This is a genomic window from Photobacterium damselae subsp. damselae (assembly GCF_038086725.1).
GTDB classification, from domain to species: Bacteria; Pseudomonadota; Gammaproteobacteria; order Enterobacterales; family Vibrionaceae; genus Photobacterium; species Photobacterium damselae.
Genome location: NZ_CP146970.1, coordinates 2,150,876 through 2,167,932 on the forward strand (window position 1 = coordinate 2,150,876; position 17,057 = coordinate 2,167,932).

Sequence of the window (17,057 nt, forward strand, 5' to 3'; positions counted from 1 at the left end):
TTAACCCCGAAGGTTCGCCTTCGGGGTTATTTTTTATCGGTATACAATCAATAGAAAATTATAAGCTCATAATTTTCTTAAACTCTTCCTCTGAATATTTCTTCTCTGTACTCTTGGTTAAATCTGTCATCATCTTATAGCGCATCTGTTTTGCCATAGAGTAAGTCTGTTGTAATTGGCTATATGAATAGTCAGAAGCCATGTCCAAAGCGGCTTGTGGATCCATTTTGTATGTTTGCTGTAACACATTATCAAGTGCGCTCACTTGCTTATATAGCTTTGTCTCTTTGTCTTGCCATAATTGATGCAGCGCAGGCAGGTATTTATTGGTATTAGTTGATGCTAATGCAGTTAAACTACGGAACTGCCAATAAGCCGAATCATCACTATAAGTGTCGGTTCCTACCGTATAAGGCTGAGGATAAGAGTGTAAACTGCTATAAAGTGGCACCAGAACCGATTCAGCTAACACGCCATAACTTTGCCAAATCAGTCCTTGAAATGGTTTGGGCATATCAGGACGAAGCGCAATAATATGAGATTCTAACTGCCTATCAACTCGAATTGGTCTTTCCCCTTTTTGTTCCAATTCGGTTCCGGCATACGTTGAACTCAACACTTTATCTATCTGTGCCACCGTGATTTTTTGGTCTGGTTTTAAAAAGAGTGGATATTGCTGTTGGCGAGTTTTCTGCTTGAAAGATGGCGTCAACATTTCCTGTCCTAGCCACTCACGATCGGTATTATATACATCACCGATTACGCCAAATGCTTTAGCAAAGTTAAATGATTTTGGATCAGGATTATCTAGCAGTTTATGTTGCGTCACAAATTCTACGAGTGTTGGAGAGTGGAGAACATCAGGTGAATTCAGATCAACACCATGGATGCGTAGACCATTTGCCATCATAGCGTAACTATCATCAGGAACTTTTACCGCTATCCATTGATGACCAGAACCAACTTCAAATAACCAGGCCTCATTAACATCCGCCAGATATAAGCTATTGCCCTCTCCTGCGCCATATTTCTCAATATATTGACCTAAGAGTTCTACTCCTTGCTTGGCTGTTTTTACTTGAGGCAAAATTAGCGTAGGGATATTAGCTTCAATCACTCCCTGCTTGACCAATGGATCCGCTGCCTGCGCTTTTTCATTCACCTCAGCACTGGTTGTGGCCGATATTGCAACGTTATATTCGTTAATACCGCGCTCTTCATAATACCGGCCGTCAGGATTCATTGTGGCAGCATCCCAATCAGGAATCGCAGAATAAGCATAAAATGAGGGTGGCATTGGAACAACCAATCCATTGCCTAACTGCCAGTCACCTGCTTGATTAGTCTGTGCCGGACGATAAGCAAGATGCTTATTCCAATTATTTACACCGAAATCCTCATTACGAGCAATCATAATACTGCCATCAGCAGAAGCCTGTTTACCGACTAAAATACCGGTACAAGCACTCGCAGATAAACTCACCGAGGCAAAAATTGCAGCACTAAGTACTGTTATCGTAAATTTCTGATTCATTATCTATCCTTGTTTATCAAAGTGACTGTTAACTGTTAGAGGCTACATTCAGCACAATATAACGATGAAACATCAACTAAGCCTATAGAGAATCAGATTTCATGTTGCGGATGGGATCACGTTACAGCGATATTTCAGGAAGAAAAAAAGGCTACCTCAAGAGATAACCTTTAATCATAAATAAATTACTTATCAATAAACGTCGTCTGCAATATCGCAATCGACTGATTAAATATCTGGTTCAAAGTATCGGCATCGAGATCATCGATACAACCCCCCTTGCCACCTTTTTCAAATGCTAAACAGATTTCAAATAACTTCATTAACCCCATGGTACCTGCAGCACCTTTTAGGGTATGGGCTAATTTAGCGATGTTATTCATATCTTGTTGTTCGATGGCAAGATTGAGTTTGTCTAAAGTCTCTCTAGAAGATTGAGCAAACAATTCAATCAACTTTTTCACCTGAGCCTCGCCCAGTACTTGTAAATCAGATCCAAGCACCGACTCTTTTAATAAAGGAAATTCATCTTGTTCCATCGTATCCTCAATAGATTGGTCATCACCCGCGCCTTTTTCAATCACCACGCGTTTGGTTCCTTTTAAAATACTGTTTAGCGTATCAATTAACTGTCTCTCAACGATCGGTTTTGGTAAAAATCCGGCAAAACCAGCAGCAAGATAGATTTCAACTTCTTCACGAAATACATGAGCAGAAAAAGCGACCATAGGCGTTGGTTCTTCCCAAGATTCGTGATTGGTCTCTTCTATACGACGTAACCGATGCAACAACTTCACGCCATCAGTATCTGGTAAATTAATATCAAGTAGAGCAATATCAAATCGCTGTTGACTGTAGATTTCTTCCGCTTGAGCTCCAGTCTCAGCAACCACCACACTGTGACCCAGTCGGTTCAAATATCCTTCAGCGACCATACTGTTGACGGGGTTATCCTCAACAAGCAATACATGCGCTGACGGTACGTTAGCAACCGTCGCTTCAGTTCGAAGAGAAATTTCTCCTTGCTCTAATGGCAATGCAAACCAGAAACAGCTGCCTTTACCTACTTCAGAATCAAGGCCGATTTCCCCTTCCATTGCAGCAATAATATGCTGGCTAATCGCTAATCCGAGTCCAGTACCACCAATGGTTTTTCGCCCCTCAGAAGCTTGTTGGAAAGCTGTAAACAGCAAATCTTGCTCATCTGCTGAAATGCCAATCCCGGTATCTTTAACAGAGAACAACAATTCACCTGGCATATCAGGGTGGGCACGCACATCAATGATCACCGAACCTGTATCAGTAAATTTAATGGCATTTCCGACTAAGTTAACCAATACCTGACGGATACGGGTCTCATCGCCAACCCAAATATCTGGCAAAGAGGTTTGAATACTTTGTTGAAGAGAAATACCTTTAGCTATCGCCCTACCATCTAGCATGTTATAGACATCAGAAATCAGTTCTCGTAATGAGAAATCAGCTTGTCGAATATCTAAATGGCCCGCCTCAATTTTAGAGTAATCCAAAATATCATTAAGAATATCAAGTAAGGTTTCGCCACTTCGATTAATCACATCCACATAACGGGATTGTTGATTAGTCAGTTGGGTATCTGCAAGCAGTGATACTGTCCCCAATACACCGTTCATTGGAGTTCGTATTTCATGACTCATCGTTGCTAAAAATGCCGATTTAGCTCTATTGGCTTTTTCTGCTTCAGCTCGTGCTTTTTCATGATTTTTAACTTCGTCATTCAGACGTGCATTTGTTTTTTCCAACTCACTCGTGCGTTTTGCAACTAAACGCTCAAGGCTAAGCTTATGCTGTTGTAGCTCTAGGCGAATTTTCCCTTCTTCTTGTGCCAAACGATGACGCTCATAAGCCGTGTCTCTTGCAACCAGAATTGCTCGCCCCATTTGGGCAAGTTCATCATCACCTTTAATCGGTAACTGAATCTCAAGATCGCCTCGCGCAATAGAGTGAAGAGCTTTGCTATAGTCATTAATTCTGCGGATAACCCGAGCATAGACATAGCGCCACATAATAAGTACAAGCGCTAGCATACCAATTGCAGAAATCACAATTAAGCTGGTTCTGGCAACGGTTAATGTTTTATCAACCATGGTTACCGCTTTTTGCGTACCATCATTAGCGGCTCGAATAATTTCATCAACCGTAGTATTGAGTTGCTGGAATAAAACGAGATTTTGTTGATCCAATCGTTCTACATCTTGCTTAGCATAAACCAGCTGCTCCATCGTCCCAAACAGTAATCCGCCTTTGTTAAGCTCTTTCATTAAGTCCATTAATTGTGCTGAACGGCTTGGATCCTCAACCGATTTCACGCGTTGACTCATAATAGTGGTTGCATTTATAAAGCGAGCTTTTAGCTTCATAAGCGTCTTTATATCAACAATTCGATTGGAATCATCTAACATATTGACGACTTGAAGTGAGAGAAAACGTAACTCAAAAAGGCGCTCAGAAAGATCCATATCGACTTCAACTAAGCTGTCTAATGCTTTGTAAACGGCAGGTTTATTATTATCCGCTACTAAGTCATAGATTCGAGATACGTTAGCAACAGCAATGGTATTTGCGTTGGAGACCTGAGATTGTGATAACTCATCAATTTGTTGTGTTGCAGAAGTCATTTCATGGACATAGCTGTTCACTTGATCTTGAAGATCAATTTGGCGACCAACTAACAGTCCAAGAAGAGCAAGGTTATCAACAATACGTTTAACATCCCCTTCTAGTTGCTCCATGAGTTTTGGATCAAAAGAAAATTGCTCTAACGTACGTAAGCTTTTGTTCAAACCTTCAATATGCACTGTTAAGGCTCGTCCTTGGCGTATACGTTCTTCTTCACTTTTTGATTTGGCAAGAACTTGCGCATTAAAAATAATACGAGTACTAAGGTCGGAGAGTTGACGAGCTTCAGCAAGTGCAGGCACTGCCGAGTTAATAACAGTACGCTCTGTTTTGGCGACGAGAGAGAATCCCGCAACACCTATCATTACAGCAATAAGAGTTAAAGCCGCCATGGTAGAGAAAGCAAGAAAAAGCTTGCTACCAATACCATTACGAGTAAACATCATACTAAATTCTCTTTATAATAAACAGTTTGCATACTTATTCGGGTATATCTGCTTTATCTAGAAATCCTTTCTAAACTACTATTTAACCTTGCGAAATAAAACGGTACTATTTTGCCAGCGTTAGCAATTCATATCCTTAATAAAGTTGGTCAAAATGCGCTTTTTTTGTCTATTAGCTTTACTTTTAACCATTCAGCCGGCTCTTGCGCGTTCGGTATATTCATTTACCCCTCCATTTGCAGCTAAACATCAGGTTGAAGAGGTAAATATTCAACCACTTGATTCAGTCTCTAAACCATGGAAGATTTGTGCAGTTTACCCTCATTTGAAAGATTCATATTGGTTATCGATCAATTATGGCATGGTTAAGCAAGCAAAAAAGCTTGGTGTTGATTTAGTTGTCTATGAAGCTGGCGGCTATCCAAACTTAAATAAGCAAACCGCGCAACTAAAGCGTTGTCATGAATGGGGAGCTGATGCCATCATCCTTGGTACTGTAGATAGCCAAGGTTATAACGGTAAATTAACCTCACTGATTGGTAATACTCCTGTCTTTGTTATGACAAATGATATTGATATGACAGACCCTGATATCAAAAAACACGTTAAGGCTCGTGTTGGGGTCGATTGGTATTATATGGGACAAAAAGCAGGTGAGTTCTTAGCAAAACGCCACCCTAAAGGCAGTGGCGAAGTTAAAGTTGCTTGGCTGCCAGGGCCTCAGCGTCGAGGAGGTACAAAGCCTGTCACTCGAGGTTTTATGGATGCCATTAAAAATAGTGATGTCCATGTTGTGACAACACAATGGGCTGACAATAGCAAAGAATTACAACGCAACTTAATTCAACAACTGTTTGTATACCATCCTGACATAAGTTATATCGTAGGTGGCGCCGTTGCCTCTGAAGTTGCGATTAGTGAACTTCGTGCAAATCATAAAACTAATAACATAAAAATTGTATCGACTTATTTAAGTCATGGTGTTTATCGTGGACTACGCCGTAATAAAATTTTATTCTCACCTTCCGATAAGATGGTTGAACAAGCCCAACTATCGCTAGATCAAGCGGTTAGATACCTTGAACATAAACCACTACTAAAAGACATTTCACCTCAAATAGAGTCATTAACACCTAATCACTTACCCACAACAGTGATTAAAGAATCTCTATCACCGGCTGAATTTCGTCCAGTTTTTGAAGTGCTCAATAATGAAATAAAGCATTAATCGTGATTTTTGTTTGAGAAAATAACTTTTATTTCGCGTATTATTCTTATAACCAATAGTAGTAATGTAAAACAGGATGAATACCATTACTGCACTTTCGTAATTTGGAGACACCAATGCAGTCAACAACGCGCACTATGACGGTACGCAAAAATATTGCACTTGTCGCCCATGATAACTGTAAGCAAGACCTTTTAGATTGGGTTCAAACGCATAAAGAAAAACTTATGCATCACAATCTGTCTGCGACTGGTACAACTGGTCATATGCTTAGAGATAAAACGGGGTTAGACATTCATTGCATGATTAGCGGCCCAATGGGTGGAGATCAACAACTAGGGGCACGTATTACAGAAGGAAGTATCGATATGATGATTTTCTTCTGGGATCCACTGAATGCTGTTCCTCATGACCCGGATGTAAAAGCGCTTCTTCGAATTTCAGCGGTGTGGAATATCCCCGTTGCCACTAACATCAGTAGTGCCGACTTTATGATTTCCTCACCGCTATTAGAACAAGAGATTGATGTTCGAATCCCCGACTATCAAGCTTATTTAGACGAACGTCTAAACTAACTGGTGTGAAAAAACCTCGCGAGCAAGCGAGGTTTTTTTATGCATAAAATTGCCAACATTTGACCATTACTTAAAGCAATTTAGAAAAAAATAACAAGTACACCGCCAGGTTTTTCTTAACCTTTTCTCAGAGATAAATCCCCACATCCAGCTTCTTAAAATCACTTGGGTATATACTAAGAAGGATTACAAAACAAAAATAAAAGGAAGTAGCATGCAATCATGGAGCTTATCTCAGCCTAATGGCCTTTCATCGTTAATCAATACGAACCTACCACCACCAATAACAAAAGATAATGAAGTTCAGATTAAAGTACATGCAGTTGGCTTAAACCCTATCGACTATAAACTTACCGATTGGGGCTACGCAACGTGGAATTACCCTCAAATTATAGGGTTAGATATCGCAGGTGTTATTGAACAAGTAGGTAAAGAGATCTCTACATTTAAAGTTGGAGATCGAGTCTTTGGCTTTTTAGATCCTCGCCAAGCAGGTGGTTTTGCTGAATATGTCAGTTGTAAACCCGACGCTTTGAGTCATATCCCCCCTCATGTTTTATACTCCGATGCCGCAGCATTACCTTGTGCAGGTTTCACCGCTTGGATAGCCCTTAAAGATAAACTCAGGCTCCCTCCTAAAAGTATTATTGCGATTACAGGTGCTGGCGGAGGTGTGGGTGGATTCGCAGTGCAGTTGGCTAAAATAATGGGATTAACGGTTTATGCCATTGCAGAGACTCATCATCATCAACGGTTATTGGGCTATGGTGCAGATGCGGCGATAGATCCAAATGATAATGTTGGCTTAAAAATTCTTGAGTTAACAGAAGCAAGGCTGCTTGATGCGGTCATTGACTGTGTCTCATCGAAAACCGCCAGTATCATGAGCGCATTGATTCGTTATAATGGGCAATTGGTCATGATTGCAGATCAATTCCAACAAATTCCAATTTTAGCAACAACCAAAGCGATCAGTATTCATGAGGTTGCTCTACATGGTACATACGCCCATGGAACCCTTGAACATATTCAACATCTATCAATGGTTGGAGAACAATTAATGACTTTGCTGGAAAATCATCAACTCAATCCGATGATTGATAAGATATTTCCTTTTTCTGAACTTCCTCAGGGCCTAAATTATCTACAGCAAAATCATCATCAAGGTAAAGTTGTAGTAAGCCTTATTGATGACCTCAAATAAAAAAACAGCCCCAGCGATGTTAATGCTGGGGCTGTTACCTTATTAATCAAGAAAAGACTAACGACCAATCCGCTTGATCTTATTATCTACCGGATATTTATCTTCAATTAGCTCATTGATAAATGGCGATACATTCATTGGGTTAGCACAAACATAAACATGCTTTTTCGCTCGAGTTAACGCAACGTAGAATAAGCGGCGCTCTTCTGCATCAGCATAGGTTTCTGCGCGAGATTGCAAAATTGAAGCAAGACCCGTTTCACGATCTAACGTTGGGAAAATGCCTTTATTAACATCAACAATGAAGACATATTGCGCTTCTTGACCTTTACTTGCGTGACAAGTCATATATTGCAGATTCAGCTGTGGCCACTGCTCTTGCCAAGCTTCTAACTTAGCAGGACGCTGCTTATTGTTACGGCCAAGGATCAATACATTAGTTTGTTTGCCTTCATAACGTTTTGCCAATTGCCCCAATTCTTGCAAAATAAAGTCTTGTGCTAGTAGCGTCACCGCTTTTTTCTTCTGCTTCTTAAAGCTTGTTAGCTCTTTCTTTACCTGCATTGGGTTTTGCTGCACAAACACATTCGCTACGTCACCAATCATATTGTTAAAACGATAAGTGGTTGAGAGCTGTGTGATATGTGTCGCTCCAAAACGTTCTTCAAAGTCTGTCGTCAAGTTTACATCAGAACCTGCAAAACGATAGATTGCCTGCCAATCATCTCCAACAGCAAAAAGGGTTGGTGCTGCTTTATCACTATTTGGCTGAGGCTGACACAGAGCTTCAATCAGGCTTAAGCGAAGAGGTGATATATCTTGGTACTCATCGACCATAACAAAACGCCAAGGAGAGATAAATTTACCTTCCTTAACATACTGCGTCGCAACTTTAATCATGCTATTGAAATCAATCTGCTTTTTCACTTTTAAGTGTTGTTGATAAGCTTCATAGCATGGCCATAATAGTTCAAGCTCACTCTTCATTCGCGGACGCATAGCCGGGTTGCTACTATCTTGGATGTCGTTTAGCAGTTGCTCTTTGGTTGCTCCGCGCTGTCCAAGTAACTCAATATGGCGCCAAATCCAATTGATCGTTTGTTCATTTTCAGCTTGTTGTTCCATGGAGTTTTCTTTGCTAAACCCAGGAATACGCCATTGAGTTAAGTGTCGCTGCCAACGTTTAGCGGATGCGGCTTTACCCCACTGCTCCATCAACATACGAGCAATCCACGCGGAACGAGCTTTATCATCCAAAGCAATTGGCGATACATTAGGACGCTCATGTTCAACTTGGCGAATGATTTCAGTACCCAGACTGTGGAACGTTGCCACTTTGACACGGTCGCTAACTTTTGCCCGCATCCGAGCATTCATCTCTTCAGATGCCATACGACCAAAAGCTAACATCAAGATCTCTTCAGGCAGAGCTTTCTGACTTGCAATCAGATAGCCTGCACGCGCTACAAGCACACTGGTTTTACCTGAGCCCGCACCTGCCAGCACAAGGTTATGATCTTGGTTAATAAGAACGGCTTCGCGCTGTGATGGATTTAAAGGTGATGACTCAAAAGAATCAAACCAAGATCCCCATTTATTCGACTCTTTCTCAATCCATTTCTTATTATGCTCATCCACCCACGCGTCATTATCACCTAACCAAGGCAAAATATGTTCGAACGCTTTCGGGCGAAAAGAAGCAGCAAGTTCTGGAGTTAATTCACTATGTTCGAGCGATGAGGTTAAGAGCTGATATAAATCGTCATGCTCTGAATCGCGTAAATACCCTTTTTGTCCTGTAAAGGCATGAATTCGTTTCAACATTTCAGGTAAGGCTGCATCAAGTTTTGCAACGCGTGCATGGGCCCAATTTTGATATGTTTGAACTAAGTCTTGAGCAAAAGGTTTACACTCTCGCCAAGGCAAGCCATGAACAGTCCAACAATATTTCTGATCAGATGAAGTCAGCTCTAATGTTCCCCACATCACGCCTCGATGCACATCAATAGAGCCATCCCAATCATCAAATGAGATTTCATCAGTTTCAGTCTGGCTTTCAAGTACTAATCGATTGTCCTGCAACTCGATACTGTAGTAATCGCCCTGAACTAGCCATTGTGCTAGTCGGCTGGCACTTAATTGCATTGTTTCACCAATTTCCATTTTTTACTTCGACAGGATCTCAACCTATCAAAGCCATATTCTTTATCGATATAAGTTCAAGATACCCAAATAACGTATTTCTGCGTCACATGATCTTGTGAAATGACTTAGGTTAACCCTAGATTACCAACAACTCTCATTATCCCATAGAGGTGGTAGATCGTTTGATTAAAATTCCTGCGAGAAAGTTCCCTTAATTCAAATCATTGTCGGATATAACGGAAGTTTGATATGTTTTAACACAGTTTTTATATCAAAATTGTGCTTTAGCTTTATTCTAACGGCAAGGTCGCCATTTTTTATCAGAAGATTGTTAATCTCTATGCAAACTCGTCACTTACATTTTACTCTCAGACGTTATTGGGCCAACGATCGGATCAATTACTGTATCCGTGTACTCATCGCCATGATCGGAGTGGTGTTTCCCTGTTGGTATCTCAACGCCACCAGCGAAGTTACCCCTTTAATTTTAGGTATTATAGCTGCCGCGCTTGCCGAAACAGACGATAATCTAACTGGTCGACTCAAAGCCCTTGCAACCACGCTTATATGTTTCCTAGTGGCTTCAGTTTCTATTGAAGTTCTCTTTGACTACCCCATTTTATTTGCTCTGGGCCTATTTAGTTCTACCTTTGGTTTTATTATGTTAGGGGCCATGGGACCGCGTTATGCCAGCATTGCCTTTGCCTCTTTGCTGCTGGCGGTTTATACCATGCTAGGAGCCGATTCCAGTGTCAACTTGTGGTACCAGCCTATGCTGTTGCTCGGAGGGGCATTTTGGTATGGTTTACTGTCGTTAACGTGGCACATTTTGTGGCCTAACCAACCCGTTCAACAAAACTTAGCTCATGTTTTTTCTCAACTTGCGACTTATCTAGATAGTAAAAGCCAACTATTTGAACCTATTGCCGATCTTCAACCGCAGCCATTACGCCTTGACGCTGCTCATAACAACGCAAAAGTAGTTGCCGCACTCAATGGAGCTAAAGCTACTCTCTTACATCGCGCACGCAGAGGACAACCGCACACTACAGGCGATCGTTTTCTTAAAATTTACTTTATGGCGCAAGATATTCATGAACGAGTCAGCTCTTCTCATTATCGTTATCAAGACTTGGCTGCGACGTTTCAACGTAGTGATGTATTGTTTCGTTTTCAACGTTTGCTACGAGCACAAGCAATGGCCTGTCGCGATATTGCAAAAGCTCTCGCAATAGGGAAACCTTATCAACATCTAGAAATTACCGAAAAAACATTAGATGAACTCCGAGAGTCTATCAACTATCTAAAAGCACAAAACAACCCTCAGTGGCGACTGCTTTTAACACAGTTAGACTATCTTTTTAGTAACTTAGCGACTGTAGAACGCCAGTTAGCCAATATCAGCAACCCAGATGCTACGGTAACTGATGAAACAGAGTTGGCTGATAATGAGGCCCATAGTATTCCTGATTTATGGCGTCGAATTACCAGTCAACTCAATCCCCAATCTCTGCTATTTCGTCACGCACTTCGCATGGCAATTGCACTAACAGTCGGGTATGGCTGCATTCAATTTCTCCATTTAGAACGGGGGTATTGGATTTTACTGACCACCCTCTTTGTCTGTCAGCCTAACTACAGTGCAACGAGACAGAAGCTGGTTCAACGAGTTATTGGTACTCTTGGTGGCTTACTAGCAGGGATCCCACTACTTTATCTCTTTCCCGGCCAAGAAGGTCAACTGGTACTGATGATTTTGGCGGGTGTATTGTTCTTTGCTTTTCGTATGGTGCGATACGATTTGGCTACCGCTTTTATCACTCTACTGGTGCTCTTTTGCTTTAACCAGTTAGGAGAAGGCTTTGCTGTTATCTTACCCCGTTTGGGCGATACGTTACTGGGATGCTTCTTAGCAGTAATTGCGGTTTCTTATATTTTGCCAGACTGGGAATCACATCGATTGCATAAAGTCATGGCCAACTCAATTAACGCCAATCGTGAATATCTAGGACAAATCATTGCACAATATCGCCTTGGTAAACGAGACTGCCTAAACTATCGAGTCGCTCGTCGTAATGCTCATAATACAGATGCGCAATTAAGCACCGCTATCAGCAATATGTTGGCAGAACCTGGTCGATATCGAATGGCAACCAATGAAAGCTTTCGATTTTTAACCTTAAATCATGCCATGCTGAGTTACATTTCGGCGCTTGGTGCTCATAGAACTCAACTGGAAGATAATGAAACTTATCATTTGGTATCTCAAGCTTATCGCTCTATTAATGAACATTTGGAATCTCTGACATTGCAGTTAGAGCAAAATAAACCGATGGCGATGCCAGAAACGGATTCAGCTCTAGAACAAAGCCTTAGCCAGTGGCGAGATGATGATTGCGAGTCAACAAAAATGGTTTTACAGCAATTACACTTAATTCAGCGTATGTTGCCGGAACTGCACTCATTAACAAACAAACTTACTGTTCGTACTAATATATCTAAGTAACAAAAAAGACTGTATTTAAATAAAAAAAGAGCCCGCATACGGTTTAAGTTATGCGGGCTCTTTAGTGAGATGAAGAGAATAAATATCGACTGTCCCTCTCTATCTATTCTCTACTTTTCTTTACTTAGTTGCAGTTTGTGCTGCTTGCTCTGAATCTTTTGCATGTAACTGAAGATATTTAAGTAGCACGCGTTCTTCATTCTTATTTAAGATAAAGTACTGACGCATTGAATTTAGGCTACCAATCCACTCATTTGCAGTAAGATGAGATGGTTTAGGTGCTGCGTGACACTGACTACAGCTATCTTGGTACATATTCTCAGCATAAGTCCATAGCGGTTTAAGTGTTGCGATCATACCTTTTTGAGCGATCCATGCGGTCACTTCAACATGATCCCATTTAGCACCATCTTTTGCTGTTTCAGTAGCAATAACCTTCTGAGTTTTCTGAAGTTCAGGCTCAAGAGCGGCAACAACAATCTTCTTACCCATCTCTTGCATCAACATATTCGCCGTTGGACCTTGTTGTGCCCAACCAGAAATTTGAATTTGCAGTTCATCGCCTTGACGATCAAGTACTTTCACTTCAGATGCAGGGAACAATTGACCTTGTGCTGAACTTGAACCTTTAGCTGCAAATAATTGCTTAGAAGTAATCGCATACAAGTTATTAGCACGAGGTGCGGTTTCTGCACTTGCACTTAACTGTGTAAACTCAGCTTGGAAACCATTCTTCATATGAGGAAGTTGGTGCACGATACCTTTGTGGCACTCGATACAGTTCATATCTTTTGCGGCTGCTGGAGTCATTGCAGCGGCTGCAGCTGGTGACTGTTTCGCGTGATCCATCGCAGAATAAGCGTGACATGATTTACAAGGTGCAGAATTAGTTGCTTTCATCATTTTCCACACATCTTCTGCCATGCGTAGACGATTTGCTTCAAATTTAGCTGGGGTATCAATATCTTTACTAACAAATTCGCTGTAAATATCACCTAAACCACCCATTTTTGCTTTCATAAAGTCAATTGGATTATTTTCAGGAATATGACAGTCACGACATTCAGCTCGTACACCATAAGCATTTTTATAGTGAAGTGAGGTTTTATATTCGATGTAGTTCTGCTTCATAGAGTGACATGAAGTACAAAACTCATTGGTTGATGTAAATTCAATTGTTTCGTGGAAAGTAAATACACCTGCAAGTGTTATTAAAATAAAAACAATCGCAATCGCTAATACCGAATAGCGACTACTTGGTTTAGTTAAAAAATGCCAAAACTTCTTCATCGGAAATCCAAAAAATGAGAGGGACAATATTTAAAGGAACTCAGAGCTATCTAAAATAATAAATTGATACTTATATTTAGACTGCTATTTAGCACTAAAAACCCTAAAAATAGTGTCGATAAAAAATTTTGGCTCAAACTAACATTCTTATATTAATGAGACAAATGCATTTATTAACATATATACATATTCAGTTCATATGCAAAAATATAGCTTCAATATCAATTCAAATAATTTAGAAAATAGCTCACATTAATACCGTAAGATATACCAAATTATCATTAATTATGAAAAAGATCTTTTCATATTTGCAACCCCGATAATGATTATCACTTATGATCAATATTTTTAATTAACTGTTTTTATTGAATAATTTATAATACAAATAGATTTTACTTTAAAACCTCAAGCAAAAAAAAACAATCATTTAACATTACCTATTCATTACAATAATATTCATAGTCATTTCTCGCTTAAATATTCTTGTATTATTGAATGGTTATTTATTAGCAAGTTATTATTTTTGAGAAATTACATTGCAAATAGCATCTGTAGTGGAAGCATATTTCAGTGTAGCCTAATGCAAATTTCATCTTTATAACGATATTAATTTAAGCGTTGATTTTTTGGACTAAAACTTCAAATATCTAGTTCATTTATTTGGTTTGTTTTCATTTAACGCTTGCTTATCTATTTAGGTATACGCCATGTCATTATCACGTCGTAATTTCCTAAAGGGATCGGTAGCCACGGCCATTGCTGCTAATGGTCTAACCCTTTTCCCTGCTGGCAAAATTTTCGCATCAGACACACAAGTTATTCCATCTGCAACTCACTACGGTCCATTTAACGCTGTTGTTAAAAATGGCAAATTAATTGGTGTTCAGCCAGTTAATGATATTGACCCATTCCCAACTGAGATGCTAACTAAGGGTATTATCAGTCGTACCTTCGACGATACTCGTATCAAATACCCTATGGTGCGTAAATCATTAGTGGAAGATCCATTAGGCGATCACAACCCACATTTACGTGGTAAAGAACCATTTGTACGTGTTAGCTGGGATACAGCAATTGCCCTAACCTCTTACTGTATTGCGCGCACTATCGAAAAACATGGTAACGAAGCGGTATTTAGCTCATCTTACGGTGGTTGGTCTCACGCAGGTCTAAACCGTCCTCAAACTTTACAAGGCCGTTTCTTCAACCTAATTGGTGGTCAAAGCTCATGTGCTGGTGACTACTCTGCTGGTGCATCTGGCGTTATTCTTCCTCACGTTATCGGTGATATGGAAGTTTATTCTCCACAAACAGCTTGGAAAGTTATCGAAGAAAATACGGAACTTGTTCTGTTTGTTGGTTGTGACCCATGGAAAACAAACCGTATTGAATTCCGTGTTGCGGATCACTCAATGCAAAAACACTGGGAAGCGTTCAAGGAAAAAGGCGTTAAGTTTATTTCCATCAACCCACAGAAGACCCAGACAGATAAAGCGCTTGGCAGTGATATGATCAACATCCGTCCAAATACGGATACTGCGTTATTCTCTGCAATGTCTTACTACTTAGTTAAGAATAACAAGCATGACCAAGCTTATATTGATAAGTACACGGTAGGTTTTGATAAGTACCTTGATTACTTAAACGGCACAACCGACGGTACAGAAAAAACACCAGAATGGGCAGCTGAAATTACGGGTATTCCAGCAGAACAAATCACCGCTCTTGCTGATCTTTGTATGTCTAAGCGTACTCAGATTGCTGCAGGTTGGGCACTACAACGTGCAGACCACGGTGAAATGATCCACTGGGCAATTATCAACTTTGCTTCAATCATGGGTAAAATTGGTAAACCAGGTCAAGGTGCAGGCTTTAGTTTCCACTACGGTAACGGCGGTACAGCTCAATCTGGTAAACGTATGCCAATTGGTCTATCGCAAGGTCGTAACCCTGTGACGAAGATTTGTCCAGTAGTTATGATCTCAGATATGCTAAATAACCCAGGCAAAGCTTACACTCGTGATGGTGCAAACCTAACACTACCAAATGCCAAACTTATCTATAATGCGGGTAACAACTTACTGTCTCACCAGCAAGATACTAATGAACTAATTCAAGCTCTAAATAACAATATTGATACGGTTATTTGTCAGGATGCTTGGTGGTGTGCTTCTGCAAAATACGCAGATATCGTATTACCAGCAACGACAACTCTTGAGCGTGATGACATCACTTCTGGTGGTACTTACAGCAACAACAAGATCTACGCAATGCGTAAAGTGATCGAACCTGTTGGTGAAAGCTTAGACGATTACGAGATCTTCTCTCGTCTTGCCTTTATGTTTAACGTTCATGATAAATATACTGAAGGTAAAACATACTTCCAGCACATTAAGTCATCTTATGAAGCATCAGACGCAACAGAAGATTTCGATACTTTCTGGAAAAATGGTGTGACTCACCTATCAACACCAGAAGAAGCGAACAACTGGACACGTCATGGTGATTTCTATAAAGATCCTGAAGCGCATCCTCTTCATACTAAGTCTGGTAAGATCGAACTATTCTGTGAAACCGTGGCCTCTTTCAAAGCTGAAGGCTGTCCTGGTATGCCACAGTGGATCCCACCATTTGAATGGCTAGGTAATGCAAAAGAAGGCCAAGTACACGTACTAAGTCCACACCCATGGATGCGTCTACACTCACAAATGGCAAATGCTGATGTAAATAGCTACGAATCAGTTCAAGGTCGTCAGATGGTTCTGATGAACAAAGAAGATGCGGCAGCTCACGGCATTAAAGATGGTGATCTTGTTGAAGTTTATAATGAGCGTGGTGCATTAATCGGTGGTGCTAAACTGACTGATGAAGCAATGCGTGGTGTTATTTACATTCACGAAGGTGCATGGCTACAGCTAGATAGCAAAGGTCGTTGTAACTCAGGCTCTATCAACATGCTAACATCAAGTAAGCCATGTAGTGGTCTAAGTGATGCAACCAGTGCAAACACCTGTTTAGCATACTTTAAGAAGTGTACCGATCCAGAATCACCAAACGAAGCGTACCAACCACCTAAGATTGTTAAGACTGAAGCACAAGTTGATCTATGGGCACTACAACTAGGTAAACGCATTAAAGCGGTTGCTGCAGCTGAAGGTCCTGAGCAATCTCCTGGTGAGAAGATGTACTACAGCAGTTGTACTCTATGTCACGCGGCACCGCACCCAAGCGACTTTACCTACAAGCAGTGGAAAGGTATTACTAACAGTATGTTCCCTCGTGCAGGCTTAAATGAGAAAGATCGTAAGCTTGTCTTAGATTTCTTAAAAGAGCATGCAAAGAAAGGTTAAGTTCACCGTTCATTGATTCGTTTGGTTAAATGCCAAAGATAAACAAAGGAGTTCTTCGGAGCTCCTTTTTTGATCTTATGCAGTATTAACAACCTAAAAAAATAGCAGCCCAATCAAGGCT

At 40.6% G+C, this 17,057-nt stretch carries 9 protein-coding genes; 5 read left to right on the forward strand and 4 right to left on the reverse strand.

What is annotated here, in order from left to right:
• Window positions 1-58: 58 nt before the first annotated feature.
• Together WAX86_RS09675 and torS are read right to left on the reverse strand one after the other, a co-directional pair.
• A complete protein-coding gene (locus WAX86_RS09675; RefSeq protein ID WP_341488717.1) occupies window positions 59-1,534 on the reverse strand; it encodes a C69 family dipeptidase in 1,476 nt (491 codons plus the stop codon).
• A 185-nt stretch (window positions 1,535-1,719) separates the two neighbouring features.
• Window positions 1,720-4,638 (reverse strand): TMAO reductase system sensor histidine kinase/response regulator TorS, encoded by a 2,919-nt coding sequence (gene torS, locus WAX86_RS09680; protein ID WP_065170966.1) that lies wholly within the window; start codon window positions 4,636-4,638, stop codon window positions 1,720-1,722.
• Window positions 4,639-4,792: 154 nt separating this feature from the next.
• Between torS and torT the strand changes: the two genes are divergently transcribed.
• From torT to WAX86_RS09695, 3 genes are all read left to right on the forward strand, one after another.
• On the forward strand, window positions 4,793-5,866 hold the full coding sequence (gene torT / locus WAX86_RS09685) for a TMAO reductase system periplasmic protein TorT (protein WP_341488718.1): 1,074 nt from the start codon (window positions 4,793-4,795) through the stop codon (window positions 5,864-5,866).
• A 116-nt stretch (window positions 5,867-5,982) separates the two neighbouring features.
• On the forward strand, window positions 5,983-6,441 hold the full coding sequence (locus tag WAX86_RS09690; protein ID WP_065170968.1) for a methylglyoxal synthase: 459 nt from the start codon (window positions 5,983-5,985) through the stop codon (window positions 6,439-6,441).
• Window positions 6,442-6,655: 214 nt separating this feature from the next.
• The gene (locus WAX86_RS09695) at window positions 6,656-7,645 is read left to right on the forward strand and encodes an alcohol dehydrogenase catalytic domain-containing protein (protein ID WP_065170969.1); all 990 of its coding nucleotides are present in this window, start codon (window positions 6,656-6,658) and stop codon (window positions 7,643-7,645) included.
• Window positions 7,646-7,702: 57 nt separating this feature from the next.
• Here the strand turns inward: WAX86_RS09695 and helD are convergent, their stop codons facing one another.
• Window positions 7,703-9,808, reverse strand: a complete 2,106-nt coding sequence (helD, locus tag WAX86_RS09700) for a DNA helicase IV (protein ID WP_227000324.1) — start codon at window positions 9,806-9,808, stop codon at window positions 7,703-7,705.
• A gap of 322 nt (window positions 9,809-10,130) precedes the next feature.
• Between helD and yccS the strand changes: the two genes are divergently transcribed.
• On the forward strand, window positions 10,131-12,296 hold the full coding sequence (gene yccS / locus WAX86_RS09705) for a YccS family putative transporter (protein WP_237033540.1): 2,166 nt from the start codon (window positions 10,131-10,133) through the stop codon (window positions 12,294-12,296).
• Window positions 12,297-12,416: 120 nt separating this feature from the next.
• On the opposite strand, the gene torC is transcribed toward yccS, so the two are convergent.
• The gene (gene torC / locus WAX86_RS09710) at window positions 12,417-13,586 is read right to left on the reverse strand and encodes a pentaheme c-type cytochrome TorC (RefSeq protein ID WP_036763521.1); all 1,170 of its coding nucleotides are present in this window, start codon (window positions 13,584-13,586) and stop codon (window positions 12,417-12,419) included.
• 707 nt (window positions 13,587-14,293) lie between these two features.
• On the opposite strand from torC, the gene WAX86_RS09715 reads away from it, so the two are divergent.
• Entirely contained in the window at window positions 14,294-16,936 is a 2,643-nt protein-coding gene (locus tag WAX86_RS09715) for a molybdopterin-dependent oxidoreductase (RefSeq protein ID WP_065170971.1), read from the forward strand.
• Window positions 16,937-17,057: the final 121 nt, after the last annotated feature.

Excerpts from the sequence above, each read along its gene's own strand:
- WAX86_RS09675 (WP_341488717.1), bottom strand. The coding sequence starts at position 1,534 with ATGAATCAGAAATTTACGATAACAGTACTTAGTGCTGCAATTTTTGCC.
- torS (WP_065170966.1), bottom strand. The coding sequence starts at position 4,638 with ATGATGTTTACTCGTAATGGTATTGGTAGCAAGCTTTTTCTTGCTTTC.
- torT (WP_341488718.1), top strand. The coding sequence starts at position 4,793 with ATGCGCTTTTTTTGTCTATTAGCTTTACTTTTAACCATTCAGCCGGCT.
- WAX86_RS09690 (WP_065170968.1), top strand. The coding sequence starts at position 5,983 with ATGCAGTCAACAACGCGCACTATGACGGTACGCAAAAATATTGCACTT.
- WAX86_RS09695 (WP_065170969.1), top strand. The coding sequence starts at position 6,656 with ATGCAATCATGGAGCTTATCTCAGCCTAATGGCCTTTCATCGTTAATC.
- helD (WP_227000324.1), bottom strand. The coding sequence starts at position 9,808 with ATGGAAATTGGTGAAACAATGCAATTAAGTGCCAGCCGACTAGCACAA.
- yccS (WP_237033540.1), top strand. The coding sequence starts at position 10,131 with ATGCAAACTCGTCACTTACATTTTACTCTCAGACGTTATTGGGCCAAC.
- torC (WP_036763521.1), bottom strand. The coding sequence starts at position 13,586 with ATGAAGAAGTTTTGGCATTTTTTAACTAAACCAAGTAGTCGCTATTCG.
- WAX86_RS09715 (WP_065170971.1), top strand. The coding sequence starts at position 14,294 with ATGTCATTATCACGTCGTAATTTCCTAAAGGGATCGGTAGCCACGGCC.